General features: G+C 59.1%; 16 protein-coding genes and 1 pseudogene. 13 read left to right on the top strand and 4 right to left on the bottom strand.

Translation table 11 applies throughout. The features are described 5' to 3' along the window. Positions 1-114: 114 nt before the first annotated feature. Both AC1RPZ_RS01695 and pgm read left to right on the top strand, forming a co-directional pair. Positions 115-1,356 (top strand): annotated as a pseudogene (locus AC1RPZ_RS01695) (aminotransferase class I/II-fold pyridoxal phosphate-dependent enzyme); the annotation flags it as partial. Between the two features lie 127 nt (positions 1,357-1,483). Beyond that, entirely contained in the window at positions 1,484-3,130 is a 1,647-nt protein-coding gene (gene pgm / locus AC1RPZ_RS01690) for a phosphoglucomutase (alpha-D-glucose-1,6-bisphosphate-dependent) (RefSeq protein ID WP_493134148.1), read from the top strand. Positions 3,131-3,205: 75 nt separating this feature from the next. Here pgm and AC1RPZ_RS01685 read toward each other — a convergent pair whose 3' ends face one another. Further along, positions 3,206-3,901, bottom strand: a complete 696-nt coding sequence (locus tag AC1RPZ_RS01685; protein ID WP_493134146.1) for a pirin family protein — start codon at positions 3,899-3,901, stop codon at positions 3,206-3,208. A gap of 276 nt (positions 3,902-4,177) precedes the next feature. Here AC1RPZ_RS01685 and AC1RPZ_RS01680 point away from each other — a divergent pair, with 276 nt between their 5' ends. Further along, positions 4,178-6,652 carry a UvrD-helicase domain-containing protein gene (locus AC1RPZ_RS01680; protein ID WP_493134144.1) on the top strand — a complete coding sequence of 825 codons (2,475 nt, stop codon included), beginning with the start codon at positions 4,178-4,180 and terminating at the stop codon, positions 6,650-6,652. Between the two features lie 82 nt (positions 6,653-6,734). Here the strand turns inward: AC1RPZ_RS01680 and AC1RPZ_RS01675 are convergent, their stop codons facing one another. The 3 genes from AC1RPZ_RS01675 to AC1RPZ_RS01665 all read right to left on the bottom strand — a co-directional run bounded on the left by AC1RPZ_RS01675 (position 6,735) and on the right by AC1RPZ_RS01665 (position 8,174). After that, on the bottom strand, positions 6,735-7,010 hold the full coding sequence (locus AC1RPZ_RS01675; RefSeq protein ID WP_493134142.1) for a DUF1652 domain-containing protein: 276 nt from the start codon (positions 7,008-7,010) through the stop codon (positions 6,735-6,737). 178 nt (positions 7,011-7,188) lie between these two features. Next, on the bottom strand, positions 7,189-7,500 hold the full coding sequence (locus AC1RPZ_RS01670; RefSeq protein WP_493134140.1) for a hypothetical protein: 312 nt from the start codon (positions 7,498-7,500) through the stop codon (positions 7,189-7,191). Between the two features lie 32 nt (positions 7,501-7,532). Then, positions 7,533-8,174 carry a hypothetical protein gene (locus tag AC1RPZ_RS01665; RefSeq protein ID WP_493134138.1) on the bottom strand — a complete coding sequence of 214 codons (642 nt, stop codon included), beginning with the start codon at positions 8,172-8,174 and terminating at the stop codon, positions 7,533-7,535. 381 nt (positions 8,175-8,555) lie between these two features. On the opposite strand from AC1RPZ_RS01665, the gene katG reads away from it, so the two are divergent. The 10 genes from katG to AC1RPZ_RS01615 all read left to right on the top strand — a co-directional run bounded on the left by katG (position 8,556) and on the right by AC1RPZ_RS01615 (position 25,744). Next, positions 8,556-10,790 (top strand): catalase/peroxidase HPI, encoded by a 2,235-nt coding sequence (katG, locus tag AC1RPZ_RS01660; RefSeq protein WP_493134136.1) that lies wholly within the window; start codon positions 8,556-8,558, stop codon positions 10,788-10,790. 494 nt (positions 10,791-11,284) lie between these two features. Next, positions 11,285-12,712, top strand: coding sequence for a serralysin family metalloprotease (locus tag AC1RPZ_RS01655; protein WP_493134134.1), 1,428 nt, complete (start codon positions 11,285-11,287; stop codon positions 12,710-12,712). A 102-nt stretch (positions 12,713-12,814) separates the two neighbouring features. Beyond that, complete coding sequence (locus AC1RPZ_RS01650; protein ID WP_493134132.1) at positions 12,815-13,201, top strand: AprI/Inh family metalloprotease inhibitor; 387 nt, start codon at positions 12,815-12,817, stop codon at positions 13,199-13,201. Positions 13,202-13,418: 217 nt separating this feature from the next. Next, entirely contained in the window at positions 13,419-15,197 is a 1,779-nt protein-coding gene (locus tag AC1RPZ_RS01645; protein ID WP_493134130.1) for a type I secretion system permease/ATPase, read from the top strand. A 14-nt stretch (positions 15,198-15,211) separates the two neighbouring features. Further along, the gene (locus AC1RPZ_RS01640) at positions 15,212-16,528 is read left to right on the top strand and encodes an HlyD family type I secretion periplasmic adaptor subunit (protein ID WP_493134128.1); all 1,317 of its coding nucleotides are present in this window, start codon (positions 15,212-15,214) and stop codon (positions 16,526-16,528) included. Positions 16,529-16,530: 2 nt separating this feature from the next. Beyond that, positions 16,531-17,925, top strand: a complete 1,395-nt coding sequence (locus AC1RPZ_RS01635) for a TolC family outer membrane protein (protein ID WP_493134126.1) — start codon at positions 16,531-16,533, stop codon at positions 17,923-17,925. Between the two features lie 15 nt (positions 17,926-17,940). Further along, complete coding sequence (locus tag AC1RPZ_RS01630) at positions 17,941-19,635, top strand: polyurethane esterase (RefSeq protein WP_493134124.1); 1,695 nt, start codon at positions 17,941-17,943, stop codon at positions 19,633-19,635. A gap of 92 nt (positions 19,636-19,727) precedes the next feature. After that, the gene (locus AC1RPZ_RS01625; RefSeq protein WP_493134122.1) at positions 19,728-21,581 is read left to right on the top strand and encodes a polyurethane esterase; all 1,854 of its coding nucleotides are present in this window, start codon (positions 19,728-19,730) and stop codon (positions 21,579-21,581) included. Between the two features lie 225 nt (positions 21,582-21,806). Then, complete coding sequence (locus AC1RPZ_RS01620; RefSeq protein ID WP_493134120.1) at positions 21,807-23,483, top strand: VRR-NUC domain-containing protein; 1,677 nt, start codon at positions 21,807-21,809, stop codon at positions 23,481-23,483. Then, positions 23,480-25,744: an ATP-dependent DNA helicase gene (locus tag AC1RPZ_RS01615; RefSeq protein ID WP_493134118.1), complete on the top strand. Its 2,265-nt coding sequence runs from the start codon at positions 23,480-23,482 to the stop codon at positions 25,742-25,744. Before AC1RPZ_RS01620 ends, AC1RPZ_RS01615 begins: the two co-directional genes overlap by 4 nt. The last annotated feature ends 2 nt before the right edge of the window (positions 25,745-25,746 follow it).

The following is a 25,746-nucleotide window of genomic DNA, read 5'->3' as shown; positions in this document are numbered from 1 at the left end:
ATTCTACTGTTTACAAAAAAAATGTACAGATGGATCGAATTTAGCGCTTCTAGACCTTGATTTGTCTGGGTTTCTACGTAATTTTTATTACGATCTGTAGTATGCAGTATGGAGTATTCGCTGCTGGAGAAAGAAGGGCGAGTGTATTCGGTGGCAAAATCCGGCTACTACGCGCTACCGGTTTCTTCGAACACTTCGTTCAGCAGCGGCAACGACCTGCTTGAATCGGTCTATGTCAGCGCAAGGCGCCCGGGGATGCTGATCTTGAGCGCCGACGAGCCGGCGCTGTTGCAGTCCCTGGACAGTCCGTTGTTACTGCTGGAGCGCGAATTGGTGCGCCAGTATCCGCGCCAACCGCAGCTTCACTCGCAACCGTGTGGCGAACTGGAGCTACGCACCGCGCTGGCGGCACGCTACACCACTTCACCGGCACGTTGCTGGCACGCCGATGACGTTTACATCGGTGCCGACTTGCGTGGCGTGCTGGAAATACTGATCGCAGTGCTCGAGCTCAAAGACGCGACCGTGTTGGTCGAATCGCCCTGTGACTGGACCATTCTGCGTTTGTTCCAGACCTCCGGTGTACAGGTGATCGAACTGCCGATAGACGGCAACGGCTGCCTTGACCTTGAGTCGCTTGGGCAATTGCTCAAGACCGAGGCGGTTCGCCTGGTGGTGCTGTCATCGGGCGTCAGCATGCCGCGCGGCAGCCTGATGCCGTCCGACAACAGGCAGTCCACCGCCGAGCTGTTGGAGCAACACGGCAGTTGGGTGCTGGAGAACGATGTGTACGGCGAACTCGGTCACGAGTTGAATGAAAGTCGCTTTCGCGATCTGCTCGATCCTGATCGCCTGATCGTGTTTTCCACCTTCGAGAAACTCATGGGGCCTGAGGCGCCTTACGGGTATCTGCTGTCGCGGCAATTGAGCGTGGAGTTGCAACGACACTTTTTGCTGCGCTCATTTCGTCTGTCGCCGATCCGTCAGAAAGCCATCGCACGTTTGTACAGCAGCGGCCGTATCGATCAGCATTTGGTGGTGCTGCGTCGGCTATTGAAAGAGCGCAAAACCAGGATGACCCAGCTGCTGCAGGAGCGTTTGAGCGACTCGCTGGAATTTGTCGAGCCAGTGGCTGGAGCGACCATCTGGGCGCGCTCATTGCGACCGGTCGATGTGCGCCGGGTCTTCCAGCGCATGCTCAAGCAACACGTGGTGATTGCGCCAGGCGAGTTGTTCAGCCTGCATGGGTTGCATTCGCAGAACGTCAGGCTAAGCCACACGTTCAGTGGGCAGCATGATCTCGATGTTGCATTGACGATGCTGGCGGATGCGTTGAGGCTTGAACTCACCGATTGACCGGGCGGCAAAATAGCCTGCCGACGTCTGGATAGATTTCGTCTGGATAGATATCGTCGCTCTCTGGTCAAACTGTCAGTAAACTGCCCCCCTAATTTCCTGAACCACTTTTCTTCAGAGGTTTTGCATGACACTCAGTCCTTTTGCGGGCAAACCGGCACCGGCAGAGTTGTTGGTCGACATCCCGCGACTGGTAACGGCCTATTACACGGGTCAGCCCGATGCCTCGATCTCCACCCAACGCGTTGCGTTCGGTACTTCAGGTCATCGTGGCAGCTCGTTCGAGCTGAGTTTCAACGAATGGCACGTTCTGGCCATCAGCCAGGCCATCTGCCTGTATCGCGAAGCCCAGGGCATCGATGGTCCGTTGTTTGTCGGCATTGACACCCACGCGCTATCGACGCCGGCCGGCGCCAGTGCGCTGGAAGTCCTGGCCGCCAATGGCGTGACCGTGATGATTGCTGAAGGCGACGAGTACACGCCGACCCCGGCCATTTCCCACGCGATTCTTTGCTACAACCGCGGCCGCACGTCGGGGCTCGCGGACGGCATCGTCATCACGCCGTCCCACAACCCACCGCAAAGCGGCGGTTACAAGTACAACCCCACCAACGGTGGCCCGGCCGATACCCACATCACCAAGTGGATCGAGGCCAAGGCCAACGAGTTGCTGGCCAACAAGCTCGCCGGTGTCAAACGCATCAGTTACGAGCAGGCACTCAAGGCCAGCACTACCCATCGTCACGACTATCTCAATACTTACGTCGCCGATCTGGTCAACGTGATCGACTTCGACGCCATCCGTGGCGCCAATCTGCGTCTGGGCGTGGATCCGTTGGGCGGAGCAGGGGTGCGCTACTGGTCGGCCATTGCCGAGCATTACCGTCTGAACCTTGACGTGGTGAACACCCAGGTCGATCCAACGTTCCGTTTCATGTCCGTCGACTGGGACGGCCAGATTCGCATGGACCCATCGTCCAGCTATGCGATGCAAGGCCTGATCGGTCTGAAAGAGCGTTTCGACGTGGCGTTTGCCTGCGACCCGGACCACGACCGTCACGGCATCGTCACCCCGTCCGGTGGCTTGCTGGCGCCGAACAACTACCTGGCCGTGTCCATCGACTATCTGTTCCAGAACCGCCCGCACTGGCGCGCCGATGCTGCCGTGGGTAAAACCGTGGTCAGCAGTGGTCTGATCGACCGCGTTGCCAAGCGCCTGAACCGTCGTCTGTACGAAGTGCCGGTCGGTTTCAAATGGTTCGCCGATGGTCTGTTCGACGGTTCGCTGGGTTTTGGCGGCGAAGAAAGCGCCGGCGCGTCGTTCCTGCGTAAGGATGGCGGCGTCTGGAGCACCGACAAGGACGGCTTGATTCCGGCCTTGCTGGCAGCTGAAATGACCGCCCGTACCGGTCGCGATCCAAGCCAGGCTTATCGTGCATTGACCGATGAGCTGGGTGAGCCGTTCTCGGTACGCGTCGACGCCAAGGCCAACCCTGAGCAAAAAGCCTTGCTCGGCAAGCTCTCACCGGATCAGGTCAAGTCGACACAACTGGCTGGCGAAGCGATCCAGAGCATTCTCAGCAAGGCGCCGGGTAACGACCAGGCGATCGGCGGCCTGAAAGTCATGACCGAAAACGGCTGGTTCGCGGCCCGCCCTTCGGGCACCGAGGACATCTACAAGATCTACGCCGAAAGCTTCATTGGCGACGATCACCTCAAGCAGTTGGTGCAAGAAGCGCAAACCCTGGTGGATGGTGCGATCAGCACGAAGTAATTGCCACATGCGACACAAAAAAGGGGTGACCAAAATGGTCACCCCTTTTTGCATCCGGCCTTTACCTTTAGTGCATCAAGCCAGATCCACCAACACGATTTCGCTGTCCTCGATGGCGGTCACCCGCAGCACCTGCTCCTGCGCAACTGCTACACCGTCTCGAGCTTGTGCACGCAAGCCATTGACTTCAATGACACCGGTGGCAGGTACCAGGTACGCCCGGCGACCGTTGTCCAGTCGATACTCGGCGGTTTCGCCGGCCTTCAGGTTTGCCGCCACCAACCGCGCATCGGCACGGATCCGCAGGCTTTGGTCGTCGCCGGCCTTGCCGCTGGCCAGGGTCACGAAACCTTCACGCTGACCTTTAGGGAACGGTTTGGCACCCCAGGACGGCGCCAACCCGGTTTCATTCGGGATGATCCAGATCTGGAAAATCTTGGTCGCCGTCGATTCCAGGTTGTACTCGCTGTGAGCAATCCCGGTGCCGGCGCTCATGACCTGTACATCACCGGCCTCGGTGCGGCCCTTGTTACCCAGGTTGTCTTCATGGCTGATCGCACCTTCGCGAACGTAGGTGATGATTTCCATGTCCCGATGTGGGTGTTTCGGGAAACCGGTGCCCGCCGCAATCACATCGTCGTTCCACACGCGCAGGTTGCCCCAGTTCATGCGTTTTGGGTCATGGTACTCGGCGAACGAAAAGTGGTGATGGGCATCCAACCAGCCATGATGGGCGCCACCCAGGGAGTTGAAGGGTCTGAGTTCAAGCATGATCGTCTCCTGAAAAGGTTCGTCATGGGGCGGAACGCTTGAGCCGCAAAACGAGAACCGGTGGTTGATGGCGAGCATCATCTATCAATTAATAATCGATAAAAAGCGTAAAAAATGCCTCAATCCAATCAGTTTAGTAGATATTAAATGAAGGCTATATTCTACGTTTCAGCATTCAGTTCATCGCTTAAACCAATGATGGATAAGCATTTGACTAGAACTCGCCGGCAAATGAAGACACCATAGCCCGCAACAGCCTCACACCCTGGAGTCAGCGTGCCGCGACACATCCCCGATCTTCCTCCCGAGCTCTTGACCCTGGCCGAGATGCCGTTGCTCAAACGCCTGGCCGCGCGTTTTTTTGGCCACGGCCTCAATCGCCTGCGCGCGCAGCACCGGGCGTCCTGGCTGCACGGCCAGGCCGATGGCTTTCGCAGTGGGCATAGCGCGGGCGTGGACTACGGCTACAAGGAAGGCAAGCTCGAAGGCATAGAAGAAGGCCGCCAGGTGCTGCTGATTCGCGACAGCCGATCCACCGAGCATCCGGCGCCGCGTATCGATGAAAACCTGTTCGACGACTGGCGGCTGCCGCTGAGTGCTGACGTCAAGAAGCGCATGAAGGCCGATGTTGCCCGTTTGTTGCCAGAGTCGGCGCAGCCCAGCGCCGCACAGTGGAAGATGATCTTCAGCGACACACCCTCGACCTCGGTGATTGCCGGGGCGGGTGCCGGGAAGTCGACGACCCTGGCGCTGCGCATTTTGCTACTGGTCCATTACCTGGGGTTTGAACTCGACTCGTTGACCGTGGTGACGTTCACCCGCGAATCACGCAAGGACTTCATCAACAAGCTGATCGGGCTGTTTGCCGTGTGGGGGCGCACGCTCTCGCAGAAAGACGCCCGCGATCTGGTGCGCACCTTCCACTCGCGCATTCTGCCGATGGTCCGCAGCCTGCCGGGATTCGAGCGGCTGCAAGCCTTCGAAAACCTCAACGGCCGTTCGCTGTTCGATGACACAGAGGTCGACAGCAACCCATTCGATCTGCGGATCAACGACACCCAGCGCCAACAACTGAATGCCTGTTTTCACCGACTGTTTACTCAAGACCAGCGTTTTCGCGAACTGATCAAACCGCTGTCGCGCCATGCGTTGCAGCTCAAGGAACTGGAGCGCGATCACCCGGATGTGCAAAAACGCATGGCGGTGACCGAGCTGGCGGCCAAGCGTGATGACGAACTCTGTGATGCCGTCGAAGATCTGTGGTTTCGCGCGGGCGCCTGGCCGATCAAGGGCATTGAACCCAGCCGCCAGACATTCGAGATCAACGGTGCGACCTTCCATTGTCACGGCTATGTCCCGGCGCTCGACGCTTGGGTCGTATTGGGCTTCGATCCCGGTGAAAGCCCACAGGTCAGCCGTCCCAATGCCAAACTGACGATTCGCGCTGAATGGGCAGTCAAACGCACCCTGTTTCAAGCTTTCTGCCGTAAGCCTTTGATTTGGCTAGATAGCTATGAATCTTCAAAGCGCGTTTTGGCCTCGCTGGCAGGGGATGTCAGTGCCGGACCGGGGTTCGATTACAAGGTCAAGGGTGAACTGGGTTCCGCGCCGCTGCTCGATTGTTTTGTCGCGGCGGCGAGCTTTATCGAAAACCTCGGGTTGGATGTACCTGCTGCCGTGGGTCAGATGAGTTTCGCCAAGGACGATCCGGACCGTTTGTTCTTTGAGGCGCTTAGCCTGTACTGGCGAGCCCTGGAGGATCACCTGCTGGATCAGTCGCCGCCGGTGATGACCTACAACCGAATGTTCGCCTTGTTCAGTGAACATTCGCCGGAAAACCTCAAGCTGCTGAGCGATGAGCTGCTGCGACCGATGTCGCATTTGATGGTCGACGAATTTCAGGACGTTTCCCCGCAAATCGTCTCCTGGATCCGTGCGACCCTGATGGAAATCCGCAGCCGTGGTCCGGCCATGCATGTCGGGCGCGGCGCGCAACGCTCATCACTGCTGTGCGTTGGCGATGACTGGCAGTCGATCTATGGCTGGCGCGGCAGTTCGCCGAAGTACTTCATGGAGTTCAACAAGGAATTTCCGTCGCCGAGCACCACGCGGGTGATGCTCAGCGAAAACTACCGCAGCCATCAGCACATCATCGACGCTGCCGAGCATATCGTGCGCGCGGCGCCGGCAATCCCGGGCAAAAAAGCCAAGGCCAGTGGCGAGCCTGGGGAACTGTTGCCAGTCAACATCCATGATCGGGACGATGCGGCCATGGCCAAGCGTCTGATGGAGCACTATCGAAAGGGTGATTCAATCTTGATGTTGTATCGAAAAAGTATCGATAAGTCATTGATTGAAGAGCATATTTCACCTGTAGTTAATGCTGATTCTAGCTTGCCTTTCGAAGCCCGACGGCTCAAGCAGTTGACCTATCACAGTGCCAAGGGGCTTCAGGCTGACGCGGTATTCCTGCTGGGCGATTGCCAGCACCTGACCCGTTCACCGTACAAGAATCAGGTCTATCGCATGGCCGGATTGGGCAAGGACGGTGACGCGGAACCTTATGACAGTGCGCAGAAAGACGAGATTCTGCGGTTGGCTTACGTCGGCATCACCCGGGCAGTGAAGCATTGCTATTGGTATGTCGATGGCCAGGACAATCAATCGGTCAATATGCCCAAGGCGTCCGACAGGATCGCGCAGGGCAAGCCCTTCTTCGCGGATCAGCGCGCCGCAAAGCTTTCAGTCTGAACAGGATGGCGCAGGAATCAGGAATACCTTCGAACATGAAAAAGCCCACGCAGCGTGGGCTTTGATGTCAAAGGGTTGTGCTTCAAGAAGCACTTTTCAGGGTAAGAGAAGGAATGAAAGTTTCAAGCTCATCTTCCACGGCTTCGATAATTCGCTCCACATCGGTGGCGTTCATCACCGTGGCGCAGGGAATGGCGGCAATGGCGATCATGGTCTCGCCACTGGCACGATCAAACAGTCGGGCAATCATGCTGCCCGGTGCATCCATGCTCGCCTCGAATCCCATGGGGTGAAAATGCCAGCGCATCAGCTGGCAGGCGTTTGGAAACGTAACCTTGCTAAACGACACTCTATTCATGTGTTACCCACCTTCTTCATCGAGCGCGTCCGTTAGCCCGTGTTAGGAGGGAAGAGCCTTCATTGGCCCAACCGTTTGAGTGTTTAAAAATAGCACTCGCGGGTGAAAAGTCCGTGAAATCTTTCAGACCGTTCGGCGATAGTGCTGGAAGCACCGGAATCCGGGATATCCCGGTGGGTCAAGGCTGGGGGTTGAAGGCTGTCATGCCCTCTTGCGCCTGTTTGCTGCGTAGGGCTATCGCACCCGGCACCCAAGCATGGGGAAAGAGGTAGAAGCGATTTTCTTCTACGCCCTTCAGAGTGATTTCGGCGATTTCGCGTGCAGAAATCTTGCCGGCCTCGATGATGCCGGTCGGGAAAAAGGCGGGTGGGAGCACGCTGACACCGACCACGCTGTTGGCCATTTTCAGGTCATTGGCCAAGCTCTCCGAGAGCGCCAGCGTTCGTTCGGGCGAGTTCAGGTCTGGAGTGGGGAAATGAATTTTTTCCAAGCGTCCCGAGTGGTCATTTCTGGTAATCGACCTCATAGCAGAAAATGCTTCTTCGAGTGGGCTGCAGTCCACCGCCTATTGCGTCGCGTATCGAGGGTTGCCAGGTCATTGCTGAGCTGCGTAGGTGACTCCCCGGTGACTTCACACAGCAGCGCTGTTATTGCTTCCCCGTTAACCGTGCCGTGCTCTTGTAGAAGATCCGCCACAGCGGTGAGAGCGGGCCAGTAACGACGCACCAGACAGCTGGAGCGGGCGATTGCTTGGGATTCGGCGTCGAGTAGCTTTCGTGCAGGCAGCAAACTGATCAATTCGTAACCCCGGCGCCGGTCACCCCAGCCGCTGCCGCTGATGAATTTGTCCGATTTGGTGCGCCTGTAGACTGCTTCGGCCACGGGTCCGGCGAAGCAATCGAGAAGGTCGCGCTCAATAGAATCGACCATAGATGGCAGGTATTCAGCAATCCCGGGGGGGTCGAAGGATGGGTGCGGGAGCAAGTAATCAGCCTCAACCAACCCCTCTACGTTTTGCCGGTTGCCGCGCAGATCAATCATTGGGCCGGTGCAGGCTTCTGTCCTGGTGCGCACAGTGACGCGCTCTATGTGCTGACCATTCCACCAAAAGGCCAGGGCGTGGCCAGCTTCGTGGATGGCCGTGCGGCGCGGGCGCTGATTCATGGGCGGGTCCTCTGCCGTGCATGGGTTCGTCGCGTAAAAAGTCTTACGAGAGCTACTCATACCCGCTGCTCCATCTCCAGAGGTCCAGTAAAAGATTATGCCTATCAAGACCTCATACGCCACCTATTAGCTGACTGCTTTATAGGGGGCTAACCTTTACGGAGCGCCGGTGAAAACTGGCCGGTTGAGACCTGATAAGGGATACGAATAAGTCAGAAGCGTACTAGGCTTGCCGTGGGCCACCGTGCTGGTAACTCGATTGCTGCTATCCGGATTTCCCGTGTGACCACGACGATCAATTGATCGAGCAGCTGGCCCTGCAGCCTATGTCATTGATTTCGCTCGTTGCTATCGAACGCCCATCCCGGGCCGGATAGCCGGATGAACACGACCAAAGGTAGCTCACACATGGCAACTGAATCGAAATGCCCGTTCAATCACGCCGCCGCGGGCGGTGGCCCGTCGAACCGCGACTGGTGGCCGAACCAACTGAATCTGAAGATCCTGCACCAGCACTCGTCCCTGTCCGACCCCATGGACGAGGGCTTCAACTACGCCGAAGCGTTCAAAAAACTGGACTTTGCGGCGCTCAAGAAAGACCTGCACGCGCTGATGACCGATTCGCAAGACTGGTGGCCTGCGGACTTCGGTCACTATGGGCCGTTCTTTATTCGCATGGCCTGGCACGCCGCAGGCACGTACCGCACCGGTGACGGGCGTGGTGGTGCCGGCTCCGGTCAGCAACGCTTCGCGCCGCTCAACAGTTGGCCGGATAACGTCAGCCTCGACAAGGCGCGTCGACTGCTCTGGCCGATCAAGCAAAAGTATGGTCGTAACATCTCCTGGGCCGACCTGATCGTCCTCACCGGCAACGTCGCGCTGGAGTCCATGGGCTTCAAGACCTTTGGTTTTTCCGGAGGTCGTCCGGACGTCTGGGGACCGGATGAGGATGTCTACTGGGGCTCCGAAAAAACCTGGCTGGGGGGCGACGTGCGCTATGGCAAAGATGAGAGCCCTACTGTCCAGGAGCGCAACCTGGAGAAACCGCTCGCTGCGGTGCAAATGGGCCTGATCTACGTCAATCCGGAAGGCCCGGAGGGCAACCCGGACCCGGTCGCTGCTGCGGTGGATATCCGCGAAACCTTCGCTCGCATGGCGATGAATGACGAAGAAACCGTGGCACTGATCGCCGGCGGCCACGCCTTCGGCAAGACCCACGGCGCCGGGCCTGTAACCAATGTGGGCGCCGACCCCGAAGCCGCTGGCCTCGAAGAGCAGGGCCTGGGCTGGAAGAGCAGTTTCGGCACGGGCAAAGGTGGCGACACGATCGCCAGCGGCCTGGAAGTGACTTGGACCACAACACCCACGAAGTGGAGCAACAATTATCTGGAGAACCTGTTCGGCTTCGAGTGGGAACTCACCAAGAGCCCGGCGGGAGCGAACCAGTGGACGGCGAAAAACGGCGCCGGCGCGGGCATCATTCCGGATGCTCACGATCCGTCCAGGCGTCGTAGTCCAACCATGCTGACCACGGACCTGTCCCTGCGATTCGATCCGATCTATGAAAAGATTTCGCGGCGCTTCCTGGCGAATCCCGATCAGTTGGCCGACGCGTTCGCCCGCGCCTGGTTCAAGCTGATCCACCGCGACATGGGACCGCTCTCGCGCTACCTCGGCCCGGAAATGCCCAACGAAAAACTCCTGTGGCAAGACCCGATCCCGGCGGTCGACCATGCCCTGGTCAACGACAGCGACATCGCCTCACTCAAGAGCAAACTCCAGTCCTGTGGCCTGACAGTCTCGCAGCTGGTATCAACTGCCTGGGCGGCGGCTTCCACCTTCCGTGGCTCCGACAAGCGCGGTGGCGCCAACGGTGGGCGCCTGCGCCTGGCCCCACAGAAGGACTGGCCGGCCAACCAGCCTGAGCAACTGGCGAAGGTCCTGGCGACCCTCGAACGTATCCAGAACGAGTTCAACGGCGCGCAGTCCGGCGGCAAGAAGATCTCGCTGGCGGACCTGATCGTGCTGGCCGGTAGCGCTGGCGTCGAGCAGGCAGCGAAAAATGCCGGTCACACCATCACGGTGCCTTTCACGCCAGGCCGCATGGACGCGAGCCAGGAACAGACGGATGTCGAGTCTTTCGGGTTTCTCGAACCCGTCGCCGATGGCTTCCGTAACTACCTCAAGACCCGTTACCGCGTACCGGCCGAGGCATTACTGATCGACAAGGCGCAACTACTGACACTCACCGCGCCAGAAATGACGGTGCTCATTGGCGGCCTGCGCGTGCTCAATACCAACGTCGGACAAACCCGGCACGGGGTCTTCACCCAGCGACCTGAAGCGTTGACCAACGACTTCTTCACCCACCTGCTCGACATGGGCGTGGAATGGAAGCCGGTCTCGGACGCCAATGAAGAGTTTGAAGGACGCAATCGCAAAACCGGCGACCTCAAATGGACAGGCACTCGTGTCGATCTCGTCTTTGGCTCGAATGCGCAATTGAGGGCGTTGGCTGAGGTCTATGCATGCAGCGACGCGCAGGAGAAGTTCGTGAAAGATTTCGTAGCGGCCTGGACCAAGGTGATGAACCTTGACCGCTACGACCTCAGGTGACGCGAACGTTGGACCCTGGGTCCTGGAGCGGGCCACCTCGACCTGATCGCTCAGGTTGGGGGGCTCCGGGGAGGTTGCCAAGCGTAGAAGCGTCATATTCCATTCGGTGTTTCTGAAAAAACCGCAACGCCTCCCTGTGTGGAGGCGTTGGGCTTTTTGCTCGCCCAAAAGATGCGGGGCTGGATGGCGCAAAGTCATGTAACACTGCGATGCCGTCATCAAATACAACTGTACTGTTATTTAAAATTTAAATAGAGCATTGTCCGACAATCTTCTTTGGAGATTGAACTACAAAGATTATTTCGTCCCGTCAGTCATTGTTTTCGGGAGTTTTGTGGAATAGCTCAATTTGACGTCAAAAAAGTAGTGGACGTTTGATTTCAAATTGTGTCAGTTTTCTTTCGCCTTCATTGGGCGAGTGATAGGACGATCTCGCCAGAGATTGTTGCTATCTGACAAAAAACTGTTCCATTGCTAAACAAGGAAGTGTGTTTATGTCGAATGTAAAAGTGAAAGCTATTGAGTCGGCCGTCGCAGACTCAAGTTCCGAATGGTCGCAAATTGATAGCTTCAGCCATCAGTATGATCGGGGTGGTGATCTCACGGTCAATGGCAAACCCTCCTTTTCGGTCGATCAAGCCGCGACTCAACTGCTGCGTGATGGTGCTTCCTGGCACGATCTTGACGGCAACGGCAAAATCGAGCTCACCTACTCGTTTCTGACCGCCCCGACGTCGAACTTCAGCGACCTGGGTGTCACCGGTTTTAGCCAGTTCAGTTCTGTGCAGAAGGCTCAGGCCGTGCTCGCCATGCAATCCTGGGCAGACGTGGCCAATGTCACCTTTACTCAAGCGGCAAAGGGTGGCGATGGTCACATGAGTTTCGGCAACTACAGTGGCGGCCAGGAAGGTGCGGCAGCATTCGCCTTCCTGCCGGGTACCGAACCTGGCCATGACGGCGAGTCCTGGTACTTGACCGGCAGTGGCTACAACGTCAACAAGACCCCGGGCGTGAACAACTACGGTCGTCAGACCCTGACTCACGAAATCGGGCATACCCTCGGTCTGTCCCACCCTGGTGACTACAACGCCGGCGAAGGCAATCCGACCTACAACGATGCGTCCTATGGCCAGGACACTCGCGGCTACAGCCTCATGAGTTACTGGAGTGAAAGCAACACCAGCCAGAACTTCAGCAAGGCCGGTGTCGAGGCTTATTCCTCCGCTCCGTTGATGGACGATATTGCGGCGGTGCAGAAACTCTACGGCGCCAACATGAGCACCCGTGCCGGTGATACTACCTATGGCTTCCACTCCAACGCTGGCCGCGATTTCTACAGCGCGACCTCGTCGTCGGACAAGGTCGTATTCTCGGTGTGGGACGCAGGTGGCAAAGACACCCTGGATTTCTCCGGCTTCACCCAGAACCAGAAGATCAACCTCAATGAGGCCTCATTCTCCGACGTTGGTGGCATGGTTGGTAACGTATCCATTGCCAAGGGTGTGACCATCGAGAACGCCATCGGCGGTTCGGGTAACGATCTGCTCATCGGTAACAGCGTGGCCAACGAGCTCAAGGGCGGTGCCGGTAACGACATCCTCTACGGCGCGGGTGGTGCGGACAAACTCTGGGGTGGCAGCGGTTCCGACACCTTCGTGTTTGCAGCAAGCTCGGACTCCAAACCGGGCGCGGCCGATCAGATCATGGATTTCACCAGCGGTCTGGACAAAATCGACCTGAGTGCCATCACCAACGGCGCAGGCCTGCACTTCGTGAACTCGTTCACCGGTGCAGCGGGCGACGCGGTATTGAGCACGATTTCCGGTGGCAGCAGCCTTGCCATCGACTTCTCCGGGCACGGCGTGGCTGACTTCCTGGTCAGCACCGTTGGCCAGGCAGCTACTACGGACATCGTGGCCTGAGTCGATGACTATGGGGCAGCGCCGATGCGCTGCCCTTTGTCCTTGCCAGCACCGCTGCGGTAGGCGAGCCTGCACAGGCTACAACCTGGAACGAAACACCTTATGACCCATAACGCCTTTACCTACAGGGCAATGGCTTGGCTGATCGCCACGCTGATAATGTTTTTTGGAGATGTAGTCATGGCAAGCAGCCTGAGATTAGCGGACCCGTCGGAACTGGCCGGGCAATGGCAGGTTTACCTGAAGGCACAGCCGCGGAACATCTGTTCACTGGAACTTCAGCAGAATCAAACAGTGGCGGGCGATATTGAGTGCCTCGCCGGCTGGCTGAGTGAAACACCCATCGGCTGGTTTCCGGAACCCGACGGTCTATCGCTGACCGGTAAAGAAGGTTCAAGCATTATTCATCTTGGTCGACAGCAAGAAGGGCGCTACCAAAGTACCAAACATTCTGATCCGCAGATTGTTCTGCAACGCGCACCACACTAAAGAGTACGACGGTAAGCCGAATCTTTTCCAGCGATGGACATAAGGATTCATCCACCGTTTTCCGCCGGCAGGTAAATAACCTGAACTCTATATCGTCCTGACATAGAGTTCGTTCGCCTGTCAGTTGCACTATTAAATGTATGCCCCCCGTCAGCGTGGGGCCGTTTATTGGAACCGTGTCGAACTACCGCGCGGGTTATCTGCTCAGGGAAGATCAATGAGAATGGCGAAGACCACTCCCACTGCACCGCTATTGAAGGCGCTGGGCGACTATAAACGTATTCTGATCAGCGTCGGTTGTTTCACCGCACTGATTAACGTACTGATGTTAGTCCCGTCGATTTACATGCTTCAGGTCTATGACCGGGTACTCTCGTCGCAGAATGAAACCACTCTGGCCATGCTGTCGCTGATGGTGGTGGGCTTTTTTGCGTTTATCGGTTTGCTGGAGACTGTGCGCAGCTTCATCGTGATTCGTATCGGCAGCCAACTGGAGCGACGTTTCAATCTGCGGGTCTACCAGGCCGCGTTCGAGCGCAACCTGTTCAAGGGCGAGGGCAACGCCGGCCAGTCGTTGGGCGACCTGACCCACCTTCGCCAGTTCGTCACGGGGCCGGCGTTGTTCGCGTTCTTCGATGCGCCGTGGTTTCCGGTCTATCTGTTCGTGATCTATCTGTTCAACGTCTGGCTTGGGGTATTCGCTACCGTCGGTGCAGTGCTGCTGATCGGTCTGGCGTTCCTCAACGAGGCGATGACCAAAAAGCCCTTGGGTGAGGCCGGCGGTTACTCGCAACGGTCCACACAACTGGCCACCAGTCATTTGCACAACGCCGAGACGATCCAGGCGATGGGCATGCTCGGGGCGCTGCGCAAACGCTGGTTCCAGGTGCATTCGCGCTTTCTCGGCTTGCAAAATCAGGCCAGCGATACCGGCGCGGTGATCAGTTCCCTGAGCAAAACCTTGCGTCTGTGCCTGCAATCACTGGTGCTGGGGTTGGGCGCTTTGCTGGTGATCAAGGGCGAGATGACCGCCGGGATGATGATCGCCGGCTCGATCCTGATGGGCCGGGTGCTGAGCCCGATCGATCAGTTGATTGCCGTCTGGAAGCAATGGAGCGGGGCGAAGCTGGCGTATCGGCGGCTGGACGCCTTGCTGCAAGAGTTCCCGCCGAGTGATGGCGCCATGGAGTTGCCCGCGCCAAAGGGCCAGGTGACCTTCGAGCAGGTCAGCGCCGGCCCACCGGGGCAACGCACGGCGACCTTGCACATGGTCAATTTCCACCTCGGGGCCGGCGAAGTGCTGGGGGTACTCGGCGCGTCCGGTTCCGGCAAATCGACCCTGGCGCGGGTGCTGGTGGGCGTCTGGCCGACCCTGGCCGGCACCGTGCGGCTGGACGGTGCGGACATCCATCGCTGGAACCGCGACGACCTCGGCCCCTACATCGGCTATCTGCCACAAGACATCGAACTGTTCAGTGGCAGTGTCGCCGAAAACATCGCGCGCTTTCGCGAAGCCGACCCGCAGAAGGTGGTCGAGGCTGCCCGGCAAGCCGGCGTGCACGAGATGATTCTGCGTCTGCCACAGGGTTACGACACCGTGCTGGGCGAGGATGGCAGCGGTTTGTCCGGCGGCCAGAAACAGCGCGTGGCGTTGGCCCGAGCCTTGTATGGCGAGCCAAGCCTGGTGGTGCTCGATGAGCCCAACTCGAACCTCGACACCGGCGGCGAGGCTGCATTGGCCAGTGCCATCGCACAGATGAAAGCCCAGGGCACCAGCGTGATTCTGGTGACCCATCGATCCTCGGCACTGGCGCAGGCCGACAAGTTGCTGGTGCTCAACGAAGGTCGTTTGCAAGCCTTCGGGCCGAGTCAGGAAGTGCTCAAGGCGCTGTCTGGAGCACAACAGGAACAGCCACGGGAAAAGCCCGCCGCCACACCGGCCGGGCTCAGCATGAGCCGCCAGTATCAGGCCCCGACCAAGAGCAGCGGTGTATGAGCAAGGACAGCGGCATGACAATCGAACATGGTTACGCACCGGAGCGCCCTGAGCGCGACGCCGGTTTTTTTGCCCGCATGGGCTGGATGCTCGCCGTGGTCGGCGCCGGCAGTTTTTTTCTCTGGGCCAGCCTGGCGCCTCTCGATCAGGGGATCCCGGTGCAGGGCACGGTGGTGGTGTCCGGCAAGCGCAAGGCTGTGCAGTCGATGAGCGGCGGGGTGGTCAGCCGGATTCTGGTGCGTGAAGGCGAGGCGGTGAAGCAAGGCCAGCCGCTGTTTCGCCTCGACCAGACTCAGGTCGAAGCGGACGTGCAATCCTTGCAAGCCCAATACCGTATGGCCTGGGCCAGTTTGGCGCGTTGGCAGAGCGAGCGCGACAACCTCAAGCAGGTGCGTTTCCCGGCCGAACTGAGCAACGACCCCGACCCACGTCTGGCGTTGGTGCTGGAAGGCCAGCGGCAACTGTTCAGCAGCCGCCGTGAAGCCTTTGATCGTGAACAAGCCGGACTGCGCGCCAACATCGAAGGCGCCACTGCGCAACTGGCGGGGATGCGCCGGGCACGCACCGACCTGACGGCGCAGGCCGAGTCCCTGCGTCAGCAACTGACTAATCTGCAACCCTTGGCCGACAACGGTTACATCCCGCGCAACCGGTTGATGGATTACCAGCGTCAGCTCTCGCAGATACAGCAGCAGCTGGCGCAGAACAGCGGCGAAAGCGGGCGCGTGGAGCAGGGCATTGTTGAAACGCGCCTGAAGCTGCAACAGCACAGCGAGGAGTACCAGAAAGAGGTGCGCAGCCAGTTGGCGGACGCGCAGCTCAAGAGCCTGACCCTGGAACAGCAACTGACCTCGGCCGGTTTTAATCTGCAACAAAGTGAAATCGTCGCGCCGGCCGACGGCATCGCCGTCAACCTCGGCGTGCACACCGAAGGCGCAGTGATTCGTCCGGGCGAAACCTTGCTGGAAATCGTGCCCCAAGGTACGCGTCTGGAGGTCGAGGGTCATTTGCCGGTGAACCTGATCGACAAGGTCGGTAGCCACTTGCCGGTGGACATCCTGTTCACTGCCTTCAACCAGAGCAAGACCCCGCGGGTGCCGGGCGAAGTCAGCCTGATTTCCGCCGACCAGATGGTCGATGAGAAAACCGGCGTGCCGTACTACGTGCTGCGCAGCAGCGTCAGCGATGTCGCGATGGAGAAACTCAACGGTCTGGTGATCAAGCCGGGCATGCCAGCCGAGATGTTCGTGCGCACTGGCGAACGCTCACTCCTCAACTATCTGTTCAAACCTCTGCTCGACCGGGCAGGCTCCGCATTGACCGAGGAATAAGGATGTCCCGTCGTATGAGCAAGCTTTCCATTCTCGGGACCGCCATTGCATTGCTGGTCTGCACCCACGTTCACGCCATGGGGCCATTCGAGGTTTACGAACAGGCACTGCGCAACGATCCGATCTTCCTCGGCGCGATCAAGGAGCGCGATGCCGGCCTGGAAAACCGCACGATTGGTCGCGCCGGTCTGCTGCCAAAACTGTCGTACAACTACAACAAGGGCCGCAACAACTCCAAGGCCACTTCCCTGGACGAGCGCCGCCGCAACCAGACCGACGACCGCAACTACAACAGCTACGGCTCGACCTTCAGCCTGCAACAGCCGTTGTTCGACTACGAGGCGTACGCGGCGTATCGCAAGGGCGTGGCGCAATCGCTGTTCGCCGATGAAAATTTTCGCGGCAAGAGCCAGGAACTGCTGGTACGGGTGCTGACCTATTACACCCAGGCGCTGTTTGCCCAGGACCAGATCGACATCGCGCAAGCGAAGAAAAAGGCCTTCGAACGGCAGTTCCAGCAGAACGAACAGATGTTCCGTCAGGGCGAGGGCACTCGTACCGATATTCTCGAAGCGGAATCGCGTTACGAACTGGCGACCGCCGAAGAAATCGAGGCCCGCGACGAGCAAGACGCTGCCTTGCGTGAGCTGGGCGCGCTGATCGGCACGCGGGATATTGATATCAAGGACCTCGAGCCGTTGGGTGACTCCTTTCAGTCGTTCACCTTGCAACCGGCCAATTTCGACAGCTGGCATGAGCTCGCGCTGAGCAACAACCCGAACCTCGCTTCCCAGCGTCAGGCGGTTGAAGTGGCGCGGTTCGAAGTGGAGCGCAATCGCGCCGGACACCTGCCCAGGGTCAGCGCCTATGCGACAGCGCGCAAGAACGAGTCGGAAAGCGGTAACACCTACAACCAGCGATACGACACCAACACCATCGGTATCGAGGTCAGCGTGCCGTTGTATGCCGGCGGCGGGGTGTCGGCATCGACGCGTCAGGCCAGTCGCTCGATGGAGCAGGCCGAATACGACCTGGACTCGAAAACCCGCGAAACCCTGATCGAACTGCGTCGCCAGTTCAGCGCCTGCCTGTCGGGCGTGAGCAAGCTGCGCGCCTATCAAAAGGCCCTGACCTCGGCCGAAGCGCTGGTGGTCTCGACCCGGCAAAGCATCCTCGGCGGCGAGCGGGTCAACCTCGACGCGCTGAACGCCGAACAGCAGCTCTACACCACGCGCCGTGACCTGGCCCAGGCCCGTTATGACTATTTGATGGCCTGGACCAAGTTGCATTACTACGCCGGCAACTTGCGCGAAGAGGACCTGGCCAAGGTCGATGAAGCCTTCGGCCCGCGTAATGGCAGTTCCGATCTGAAAAACCGCAACACGCTACAGCCATAACCAAGAGGCAAGAATATGGGTGTTTTTGATTACAGGACGTTCGGTAGCGAGGCCAGCAAGGCGTTGTACAGCGATGCGATTGCATTGACGCTGTACGCCTACACGCCGACCGGTAAGCCATTGGCCTTCGGCTGGACGCCGGTCACCGCCGGACAATTGGGCTATCAGGGCAAGGTCGGTGCCCAAGGCACGTTTTTCGGCGAGCAGGACGGCTTCACCAGCGCCGAAGCCGAGGTGCTGGCCAAGTACGACGCCGCGGGCAAGCTGGTCTCCCTCGGTATCGCGTTTCGTGGCACAGGAGGCCTGGGCTACAGCGACACTTACGGCGATATGAAGAACAATCTGCTGGCCGCTATCGGCCCGACAGACTATGCGAAGAACTACGCCAAAAACGCCTTCGACACCTTGCTCAAGGACGTCGCCGCATTCGCAAGCGCCAAGGGCCTGAACGCCAAGGACGTGCTGATCACCGGCCACAGTTTGGGTGGTCTGGGCGCCAACAGCGTGGCCGAATTGAGTGCCGACCACTGGGGCGGTTACTTCAAGGACGCCAGCTACATGACCTTCGCCTCGCCGACCCAAAGCTCGGCGGGTACTCATGTGCTGAACATCGGTTACGAAAACGACCCGGTGTTTCGCGTACTCGACGGCACGACCTTCAGCAGTTCGTCGCTGTACAAGCACGACAAGCCACAGGCGTCGGCGACCAACAACATCGTCAACGTCAACGATCACTACGTGTCCACCCAGATGACCCCGTTCAGCATTGCCAACCCGCAGCACTGGGCGGCCCACAGCTCCCTCGGGTATGCCGACGGCTTGAACCGGGTGATCGATTCAAGCTTCTACGACCTCACCAGCAAGGACTCGACGATCCTGGTCTCGACCTTGTCGGAATCGTTGCGCGCCAGCAGCTGGATCGAAGACCTGGGCCGCAGTGGTGAAACGCACACCGGCAGCACTTTCATTATCGGCACCGACAGCAACGATTTGCTGCGGGGCGGCAAGGGCAACGACTTCCTGGAAGGCCGCGACGGCAATGACACCTTCAGGGACGCTGGCGGCTACAACATCCTGCTCGGCGGCAAAGGGCAGAACGTTTTCGAACTGCAACAACCGCTGAAGAACTTCACCTTTGCCCACGATGGCGACGGCACGCTGTATGTGCGCGACAGCTACGGCGGTATCAGCATGACCCACGACATTGGCGCGCTGGTCAGCAAGGAATCGGGGGCCATGTGGGGCCTGCTCAACAAGGACGTTACCTATAACGTCACCGACAAGGGCTTGTTGGCCGGCACCGAGCTGATGCACTACAACCACTCGCTCAACGGCGATGCCTACGGCAATTCGCTGGTGGCGACCGCCGACGGTGACTGGCTGTTCGGGCTGTCGGGCAACGACGTACTGCGCAGCGACAAGAGCCAGGTGACGTTCGTGGGCGGCGAGGGCAATGACGTCATGTATGCCTCCGGCGGCCACAACACCTTCCTGTTCAGCGGCGCGTTCGGCTCCGACGCCATCAATGGTTACCAGGGCAGCGACAAGCTGGTGTTCATGGGCGTTCAAGGCGCAGGGCAGGGCTATGACTACAGCCAGCACGTTTCGCAATTGGGTAATGACACGCTGCTCAAGGTCGGCGACTACGCGGTGACGCTGGTCGGTGTCGGCCTGGACAACCTGTCTGGTGCGGGGATCGTCTTTGCTTAAACCGCAGCACAAGAATAGAGCGCCCTGCGCTGCGGGGCGTTCCAGCTGCGTGAGCTATCTCTGACAATTTCAACAAAGAGAGGGGCAATACCATGGGTGTCTATGACTACAAAAACCACAATTCAGTCGATTCAAAAGCACTGTTTTCCGATGCGCTGGCGATCACGCTGTATTCCTATCACAACCTCGACAATGGCTTCGCCACGGGCTATCAGCACACTGGTTTCGGCCTCGGACTGCCGGCGACACTGGTCACCGCGCTGATCGGTGGCACGGACTCGCAAGGGGTGATTCCCGGTGTTCCCTGGAACCCCGACTCGGAAAAAGCCGCGCTGGATGCGGTGCAAAAGGCCGGCTGGACACCGATCACCGCCAGCCAGTTAGGCTATGGCGGCAAGGTCGATGCGCGGGGAACCTTCTTTGGCGAGAAAGCCGGTTACACCACGGCTCAAGTCGAGATCCTCGGCAAGTACGACGCTCAAGGCCATCTCACGGAAATCGGTGTCGCATTTCGCGGCACCAGCGGCCCCCGTGAATCCGAGATCAGCGACTCCATCGGCGATGTGATCAACGACCTGATGGCGGCGCTGGGCCCCAAGGACTACGCCAGGAATTACGTCGGCGAAGCCTTTGGTTCATTGCTCAAGGATGTCGCCGCGTTTGCCGCAGCCAATGGCTTGACTGGCAAGGACGTGTTGGTCAGCGGCCACAGCCTCGGCGGGCTGGCGGTCAATAGTCTGGCGGACCTGAGCGGCGATCACTGGAACGGTTTCTACAAGGATTCCAACTACATCGCCTATGCGTCACCGACCCAAAGCAGCACCGACAAAGTGCTGAACATCGGCTACGAAAACGATCCGGTATTCCGCGCGCTGGACGGTTCAACATTGAACCTGTCATCGGTGGGCGTACACGATGCCCATCAGGACTCGGCGACCAACAACATCGTCAGCTTCAACGACCATTACGCCTCGGCCGCCTGGAACCTGCTGCCGTTTTCGATCGTCAACGTCCCGACCTGGATTTCCCATCTGCCCACCGGTTACGGCGATGGCATGACCCGGGTGCTGGAGTCGAAGTTCTACGACCTGACCAGCAAGGACTCGACGATTATCGTCGCCAACCTGTCGGACCCGGCCCGCAGCAACACCTGGGTTCAGGACCTCAACCGCAACGCCGAAACCCACAAGGGCAGCACCTTTATCATCGGCAGTAACGGTGACGACCTGATCCAGGGGGGCAAAGGCAATGACTACCTGGAGGGCGGCGACGGCAACGACACGTTCAGGGATGCCGGTGGTTACAACATCATCCTGGGCGGTAAGGGCAGCAATACCCTGGACCTGCAGCAATCGGTGAAAAACTTCGACTTCGCCAATGACGGCGCCGGCACCCTGTACGTGCGCGATGCCAACGGCGGAATCAGCATCACCCGCGACATTGGCAGCCTGACCAGCAAAGAGCCGGGGTTCCTCTGGGGCTTGCTCAAGGATGACGTGACCCATAGCGTTACTGACAAGGGCTTGCAGGCCGGCAATGTGCTGACCCAGTACGCGTCATCGGTGAAGGGCGATGCCGCGGACAACGTCCTCACGGCGCATGCGGCCGGTGACTGGTTGTTTGGCCTGGACGGCAATGATCATCTGATCGGTGGTAAAGGCAATAACGTGTTGGTTGGCGGTGCCGGCAACGACCTGATGGAGTCGGGAGGTGGCAACAATACCTTCCTGTTCAGCGGCGACTTCGGCAACGACCGGATCGTTGGCTATCAGACCAGCGACAAACTGGTGTTCCTTGGCGTCGAGGGCGTAGGGCAGAGCTATGATGTGCGCGATCACGCCAAGGCTGTGGGCACGGATACTGTACTGAGCTTCGGCAATGACTCGGTGACGCTGGTCGGGGTTGGGCTCGATCACCTGGCCAGTTCAGGCGCGGTCATCGCCTGAGGTTAAAAAGCCCGGCGCGAACGTCGGTTCGCGCCGGGCTTCAGGAAAGTTCGGTTTATGGCGGAAAAAGCCACAAAATCGGGTAATACCAATCCCCCAGGTTCTGCGTCTTACTGACAGGCATTACACAAAACCCTCCGCTGATCTTTTTCTATTTGCCAGCACCAGCCTCAGCTGATATCTGTACGCATAACCAGTATCCGCTCGCCATGGCGCTTTCAATCTGTGACAGTCAATCCGCTCGAAGATCCGTTCTATTACCTGAACAACTTTCAACAAGTGCTCGCCTGGCTTGAGCAGCGCTATGCCGATGTGCTGAGCGCGGAGGAGCAGCAATTCATCGTTGAGTTTGGCCAGTTGCGGCGTGCGTCTCAGGCACTGCTGGTCAGAATGGTCATGCGCAAGGGCGAGCATTTTCGTCTCGGCAAGTTGCACTACGCCGAAATAGGCGAGATCGCCCGCGCGGCAGAACCCTTGCTGAACCTTGGCTGGGTTGACGAACAGGCGCCATTGTCGATTGAGCAACTGTTCGAAGTGCTGCTCAAACCGGAAATCCTTCAGTGCTTCAGCACGGTCATCGAACAACCCAAAGCGAAGAAGTCCGAGTGGCTGGCCGCACTGAGCGGGCAGTTCACCAAGGCGCAGTCCTTCAAGAATTGGTGCCCGACGCTGGATGACCGGTTGTTGAGCCTGACCATCATGGACCTGTGCGATCGCTTGCGGCTGATGTTCTTCGGCAACCTGTATCAGGATTGGTCGGAGTTCGTCCTGGCGGATCTAGGGATCTTTACCTACGAGAAAGTCGAGTTTTGCGCCGAGTCCCGAGGCTTGCGTAGTCGTGACGACGTCGAGGCGTTTCTCTATCTGCACGATTGTCAGCTGCGTTTTGAAGCCGGGGAGGCGCTGGAACAGGTCGTCGAACAGATCCAGGCAGTGCAAACCGCCAACCCCTGGCTGGAGCGGCGACGCGCCAAGCTGCTGTTCCAGATCGGGCAACACTGCGAGCGCATCACCGATTTCCCGGCAGCGCTGGCGATCTACCGCGAGTGTGCGTACCCCGGCGCCAGGTTGCGCTTGATCCGGGTGCTGGAGCGTTGCGCCGAGTTTCACTTGGCCCTGGAGTTGGCGACCGACGCCGAACACACGCCGGAGAGCGCCGCCGAGCAGCAACAACTGTTGCGGGTGCTGCCCAGGTTGCGGCGCAAACTCGGCGGGCCGCCGGCGCCACGGATCAAGCCGCGCGAAGTTGAACGTCTGGACCTGAGCCTGTCGCGAGTCGACCCGGCGCTGTCGGTCGAGTTCCACGTTCAGGCTCATCTCGATGAACCCACGGCACCGGTGCATTACGTCGAGAACAGCCTGATCAACTCGTTGTTCGGATTGCTCTGCTGGCCGGCGATTTTCGCACCGTTGCCGGGGGCATTTTTTCACCCGTTCCAGCGCGGGCCGGTGGACCTGCTCAGCGAAGATTTTCATTCCCGGCGTGCCGATCTGTTCCAGGCGTGCTTGGCAGAGCTGGACGATGGGCGTTATGCCGAGACCATCCGCCAGCGCTTTCGCGCCAAGTCGGGTGTGCAGTCGCCCTTTGTGTTTTGGGGAGTGCTGACCGAGGAGCTGCTTGAGCAAGCGCTGGACTGTCTGCCGGCTGAACACCTCAAGCACTGGTTCAACCGCCTGTTGCTGGACATCAAGGCCAATCGCGCCGGAATGCCGGACCTGATCCAGTTCTGGCCGCAACACAAGACCTACCGGATGATCGAGGTCAAAGGCCCAGGCGATCGCCTGCAAGACAACCAACTGCGCTGGCTGGAGTTCTGCCACGAACACCAGATGCCGGTCGCGGTCTGCTACGTGCAATGGGCTCAGGCTCAGGCTCAGGCTCAGGCTCAGGCTGAGGCGTGAGCTATCGCGTTGCAGTGCGTGCGTTGTGTGAGTTCACCGCCAAGGTCGGTGATCTCGACCTGCGCTTTACCCCGTCGCCGACAGCCCTGGAAGGCATCGTGGGTCACCGCACTGTCGCTTCGCGGCGCAGCGAGACCTATCAAAACGAAGTGGCCCTTGAAGGCGAATATCGGCAGTTGAAGGTCAGGGGCAGGGCGGACGGTTATGACCCCGGCCAGAACCGTCTTGAGGAAATCAAAACCTACCGTGGCGAACTGGAGCGGATGCCGGCCAACCACCGTCAGTTGCATTGGTCCCAGGCGAAAATCTACGGCTGGTTGATGTGCCAGAAATTGCAGCTGGCCGAGATCAAGTTGGCGCTGGTGTATTTCGATATCGTCAGCGAAAAGGAAACCAGCCTGGTCGAAACCTGGAGCGCGCTTGAACTGGAGCGTTTCTTCACGCTGCAGTGCGGGCTGTTTCTGCAGTGGGCCGAGCAGGAAATGGCCCATCGTGAAGCACGCAATCAGGCCGCGCAGGTGCTGGGCTTTGCGTACCCGGACTTCCGCCCGGGGCAACGTCACCTCGCCGAATCGGTGTTCAAGGCAGTCAGCACCGGTCGCTGCCTGATGGCCCAGGCTCCGACCGGCATCGGCAAAACGGTCGGCACACTGTTCCCGATGCTCAAGGCGCTGGCGCCGCAACAGCTGGACAAGGTGTTCTTTCTCACCGCCAAGACTCCCGGACGAAAATTGGCGCTGGATGCGGCTCAGGTGATCGTCGACAGCAGCGACGATTTACCGTTGCGAGTGCTTGAGATGATTGCTCGCGACAAAGCCTGCGAGCACCTGGACAAGGCCTGTCACGGCGAATCCTGTCCGTTGGCGAAAGGCTTTTACGATCGCTTGCCGGCGGCACGTCAGGCTGCGAGTCAGGTGACCTTGCTCAATCAAGCGGCCCTGCGTGAGATCGCTCTCGAACATCAGGTCTGTCCGTATTACCTGAGCCAGGAAATGGCCCGCTGGGCTGACGTGGTGGTTGCCGACTACAACTACTATTTCGACTTCAGTGCGTTGCTGTTCGGTTTGGCCCAGGCCAACCAGTGGAAGGTCGCGGTGCTGGTGGATGAGGCCCACAATCTGGTGGAGCGTGGTCGGCAGATGTACAGCGCCAGCCTCGATCAATTTACCTTGAATACCCTGCGCAAAAACGCTCCCGAGGTGCTGAAGAAGGGCTTGCAGCGGGTCAACCGTGAATGGAACGCGCTGCACAAAACACAGATCAGCCCTTATCAGGCCTACGCCAAGGCCCCGGAAAAACTGTTGCAGGCGCTGTCGCTCTGCACGACCGCCATCGGCGATTACCTCAACGATCACCCGCAAGGGCTGGATGCTGCATTGCAGAGCTTCTATTTCGATGCGCTGCAATTCATTCGGGTCGCCGAGCTGTTCGATGAGCATTTCCTGTTCGACATCAGCAAGCGCGACCTCGGCAACACGCGCAGCCTTTCGCAACTGTGCCTGCGCAACGTGGTACCGGCCGGTTTCATCCGCCCGCGTCTGATGGCGGCGCGCAGCACCGTGATGTTTTCCGCGACCTTGAGCCCGCAGCGCTATTACGCCGACCTGCTCGGGTTGCCGGCGACTACGGTGTGGATCGACGTTGAGTCGCCGTTCAGCGCCGAGCAGCTCAAGGTGCAGATTGTCAGCCAGATCTCCACCCGATTCGTGCACCGGCAGGTCTCGCTTGCGCCGATTGTCGAGTTGATGGCCCGACAGTTTATTGAGCGTCCCGGCAATTACCTGGCGTTTTTCAGCAGCTTTGATTATCTGCAACAGGTGGCGCAGCTGTTTGCCGAGACTTGGCCGCAGATCAACCTGTGGTCACAGTCACGCGGCATGGACGAAGCCCGGCGTCGGGCCTTTCTGGAGCAGTTCACGCCCACCAGCCAGGGCATCGGCTTTGCGGTGTTGGGTGGGGCGTTCGGCGAAGGCATCGACTTGCCGGGTACACGGCTGATCGGCGCCTTTATCGCAACATTGGGATTGGCGCAACTGAACCCGGTCAACGAGCAGCTGAAGCAGCGCATGGCGGCGATCTTCGGCGCAGGTTACGACTACACCTACCTGTTTCCCGGTGTGCAGAAGGTGGTGCAAGCCGCCGGACGGGTAATTCGGACCCAGCAGGATAAAGGCGTGGTGATGCTGATCGATGACCGTTTTGGCGAAAGCAAGGTTCAGCAGTTGTTGCCGCGCTGGTGGTCGGTCAGCGGGCGCGTGTGAAA

This window comes from Pseudomonas sp. GW822-FHT02D10 (assembly GCF_058802345.1).
This window is presented reverse-complemented; position numbering and strand designations above follow the sequence as displayed.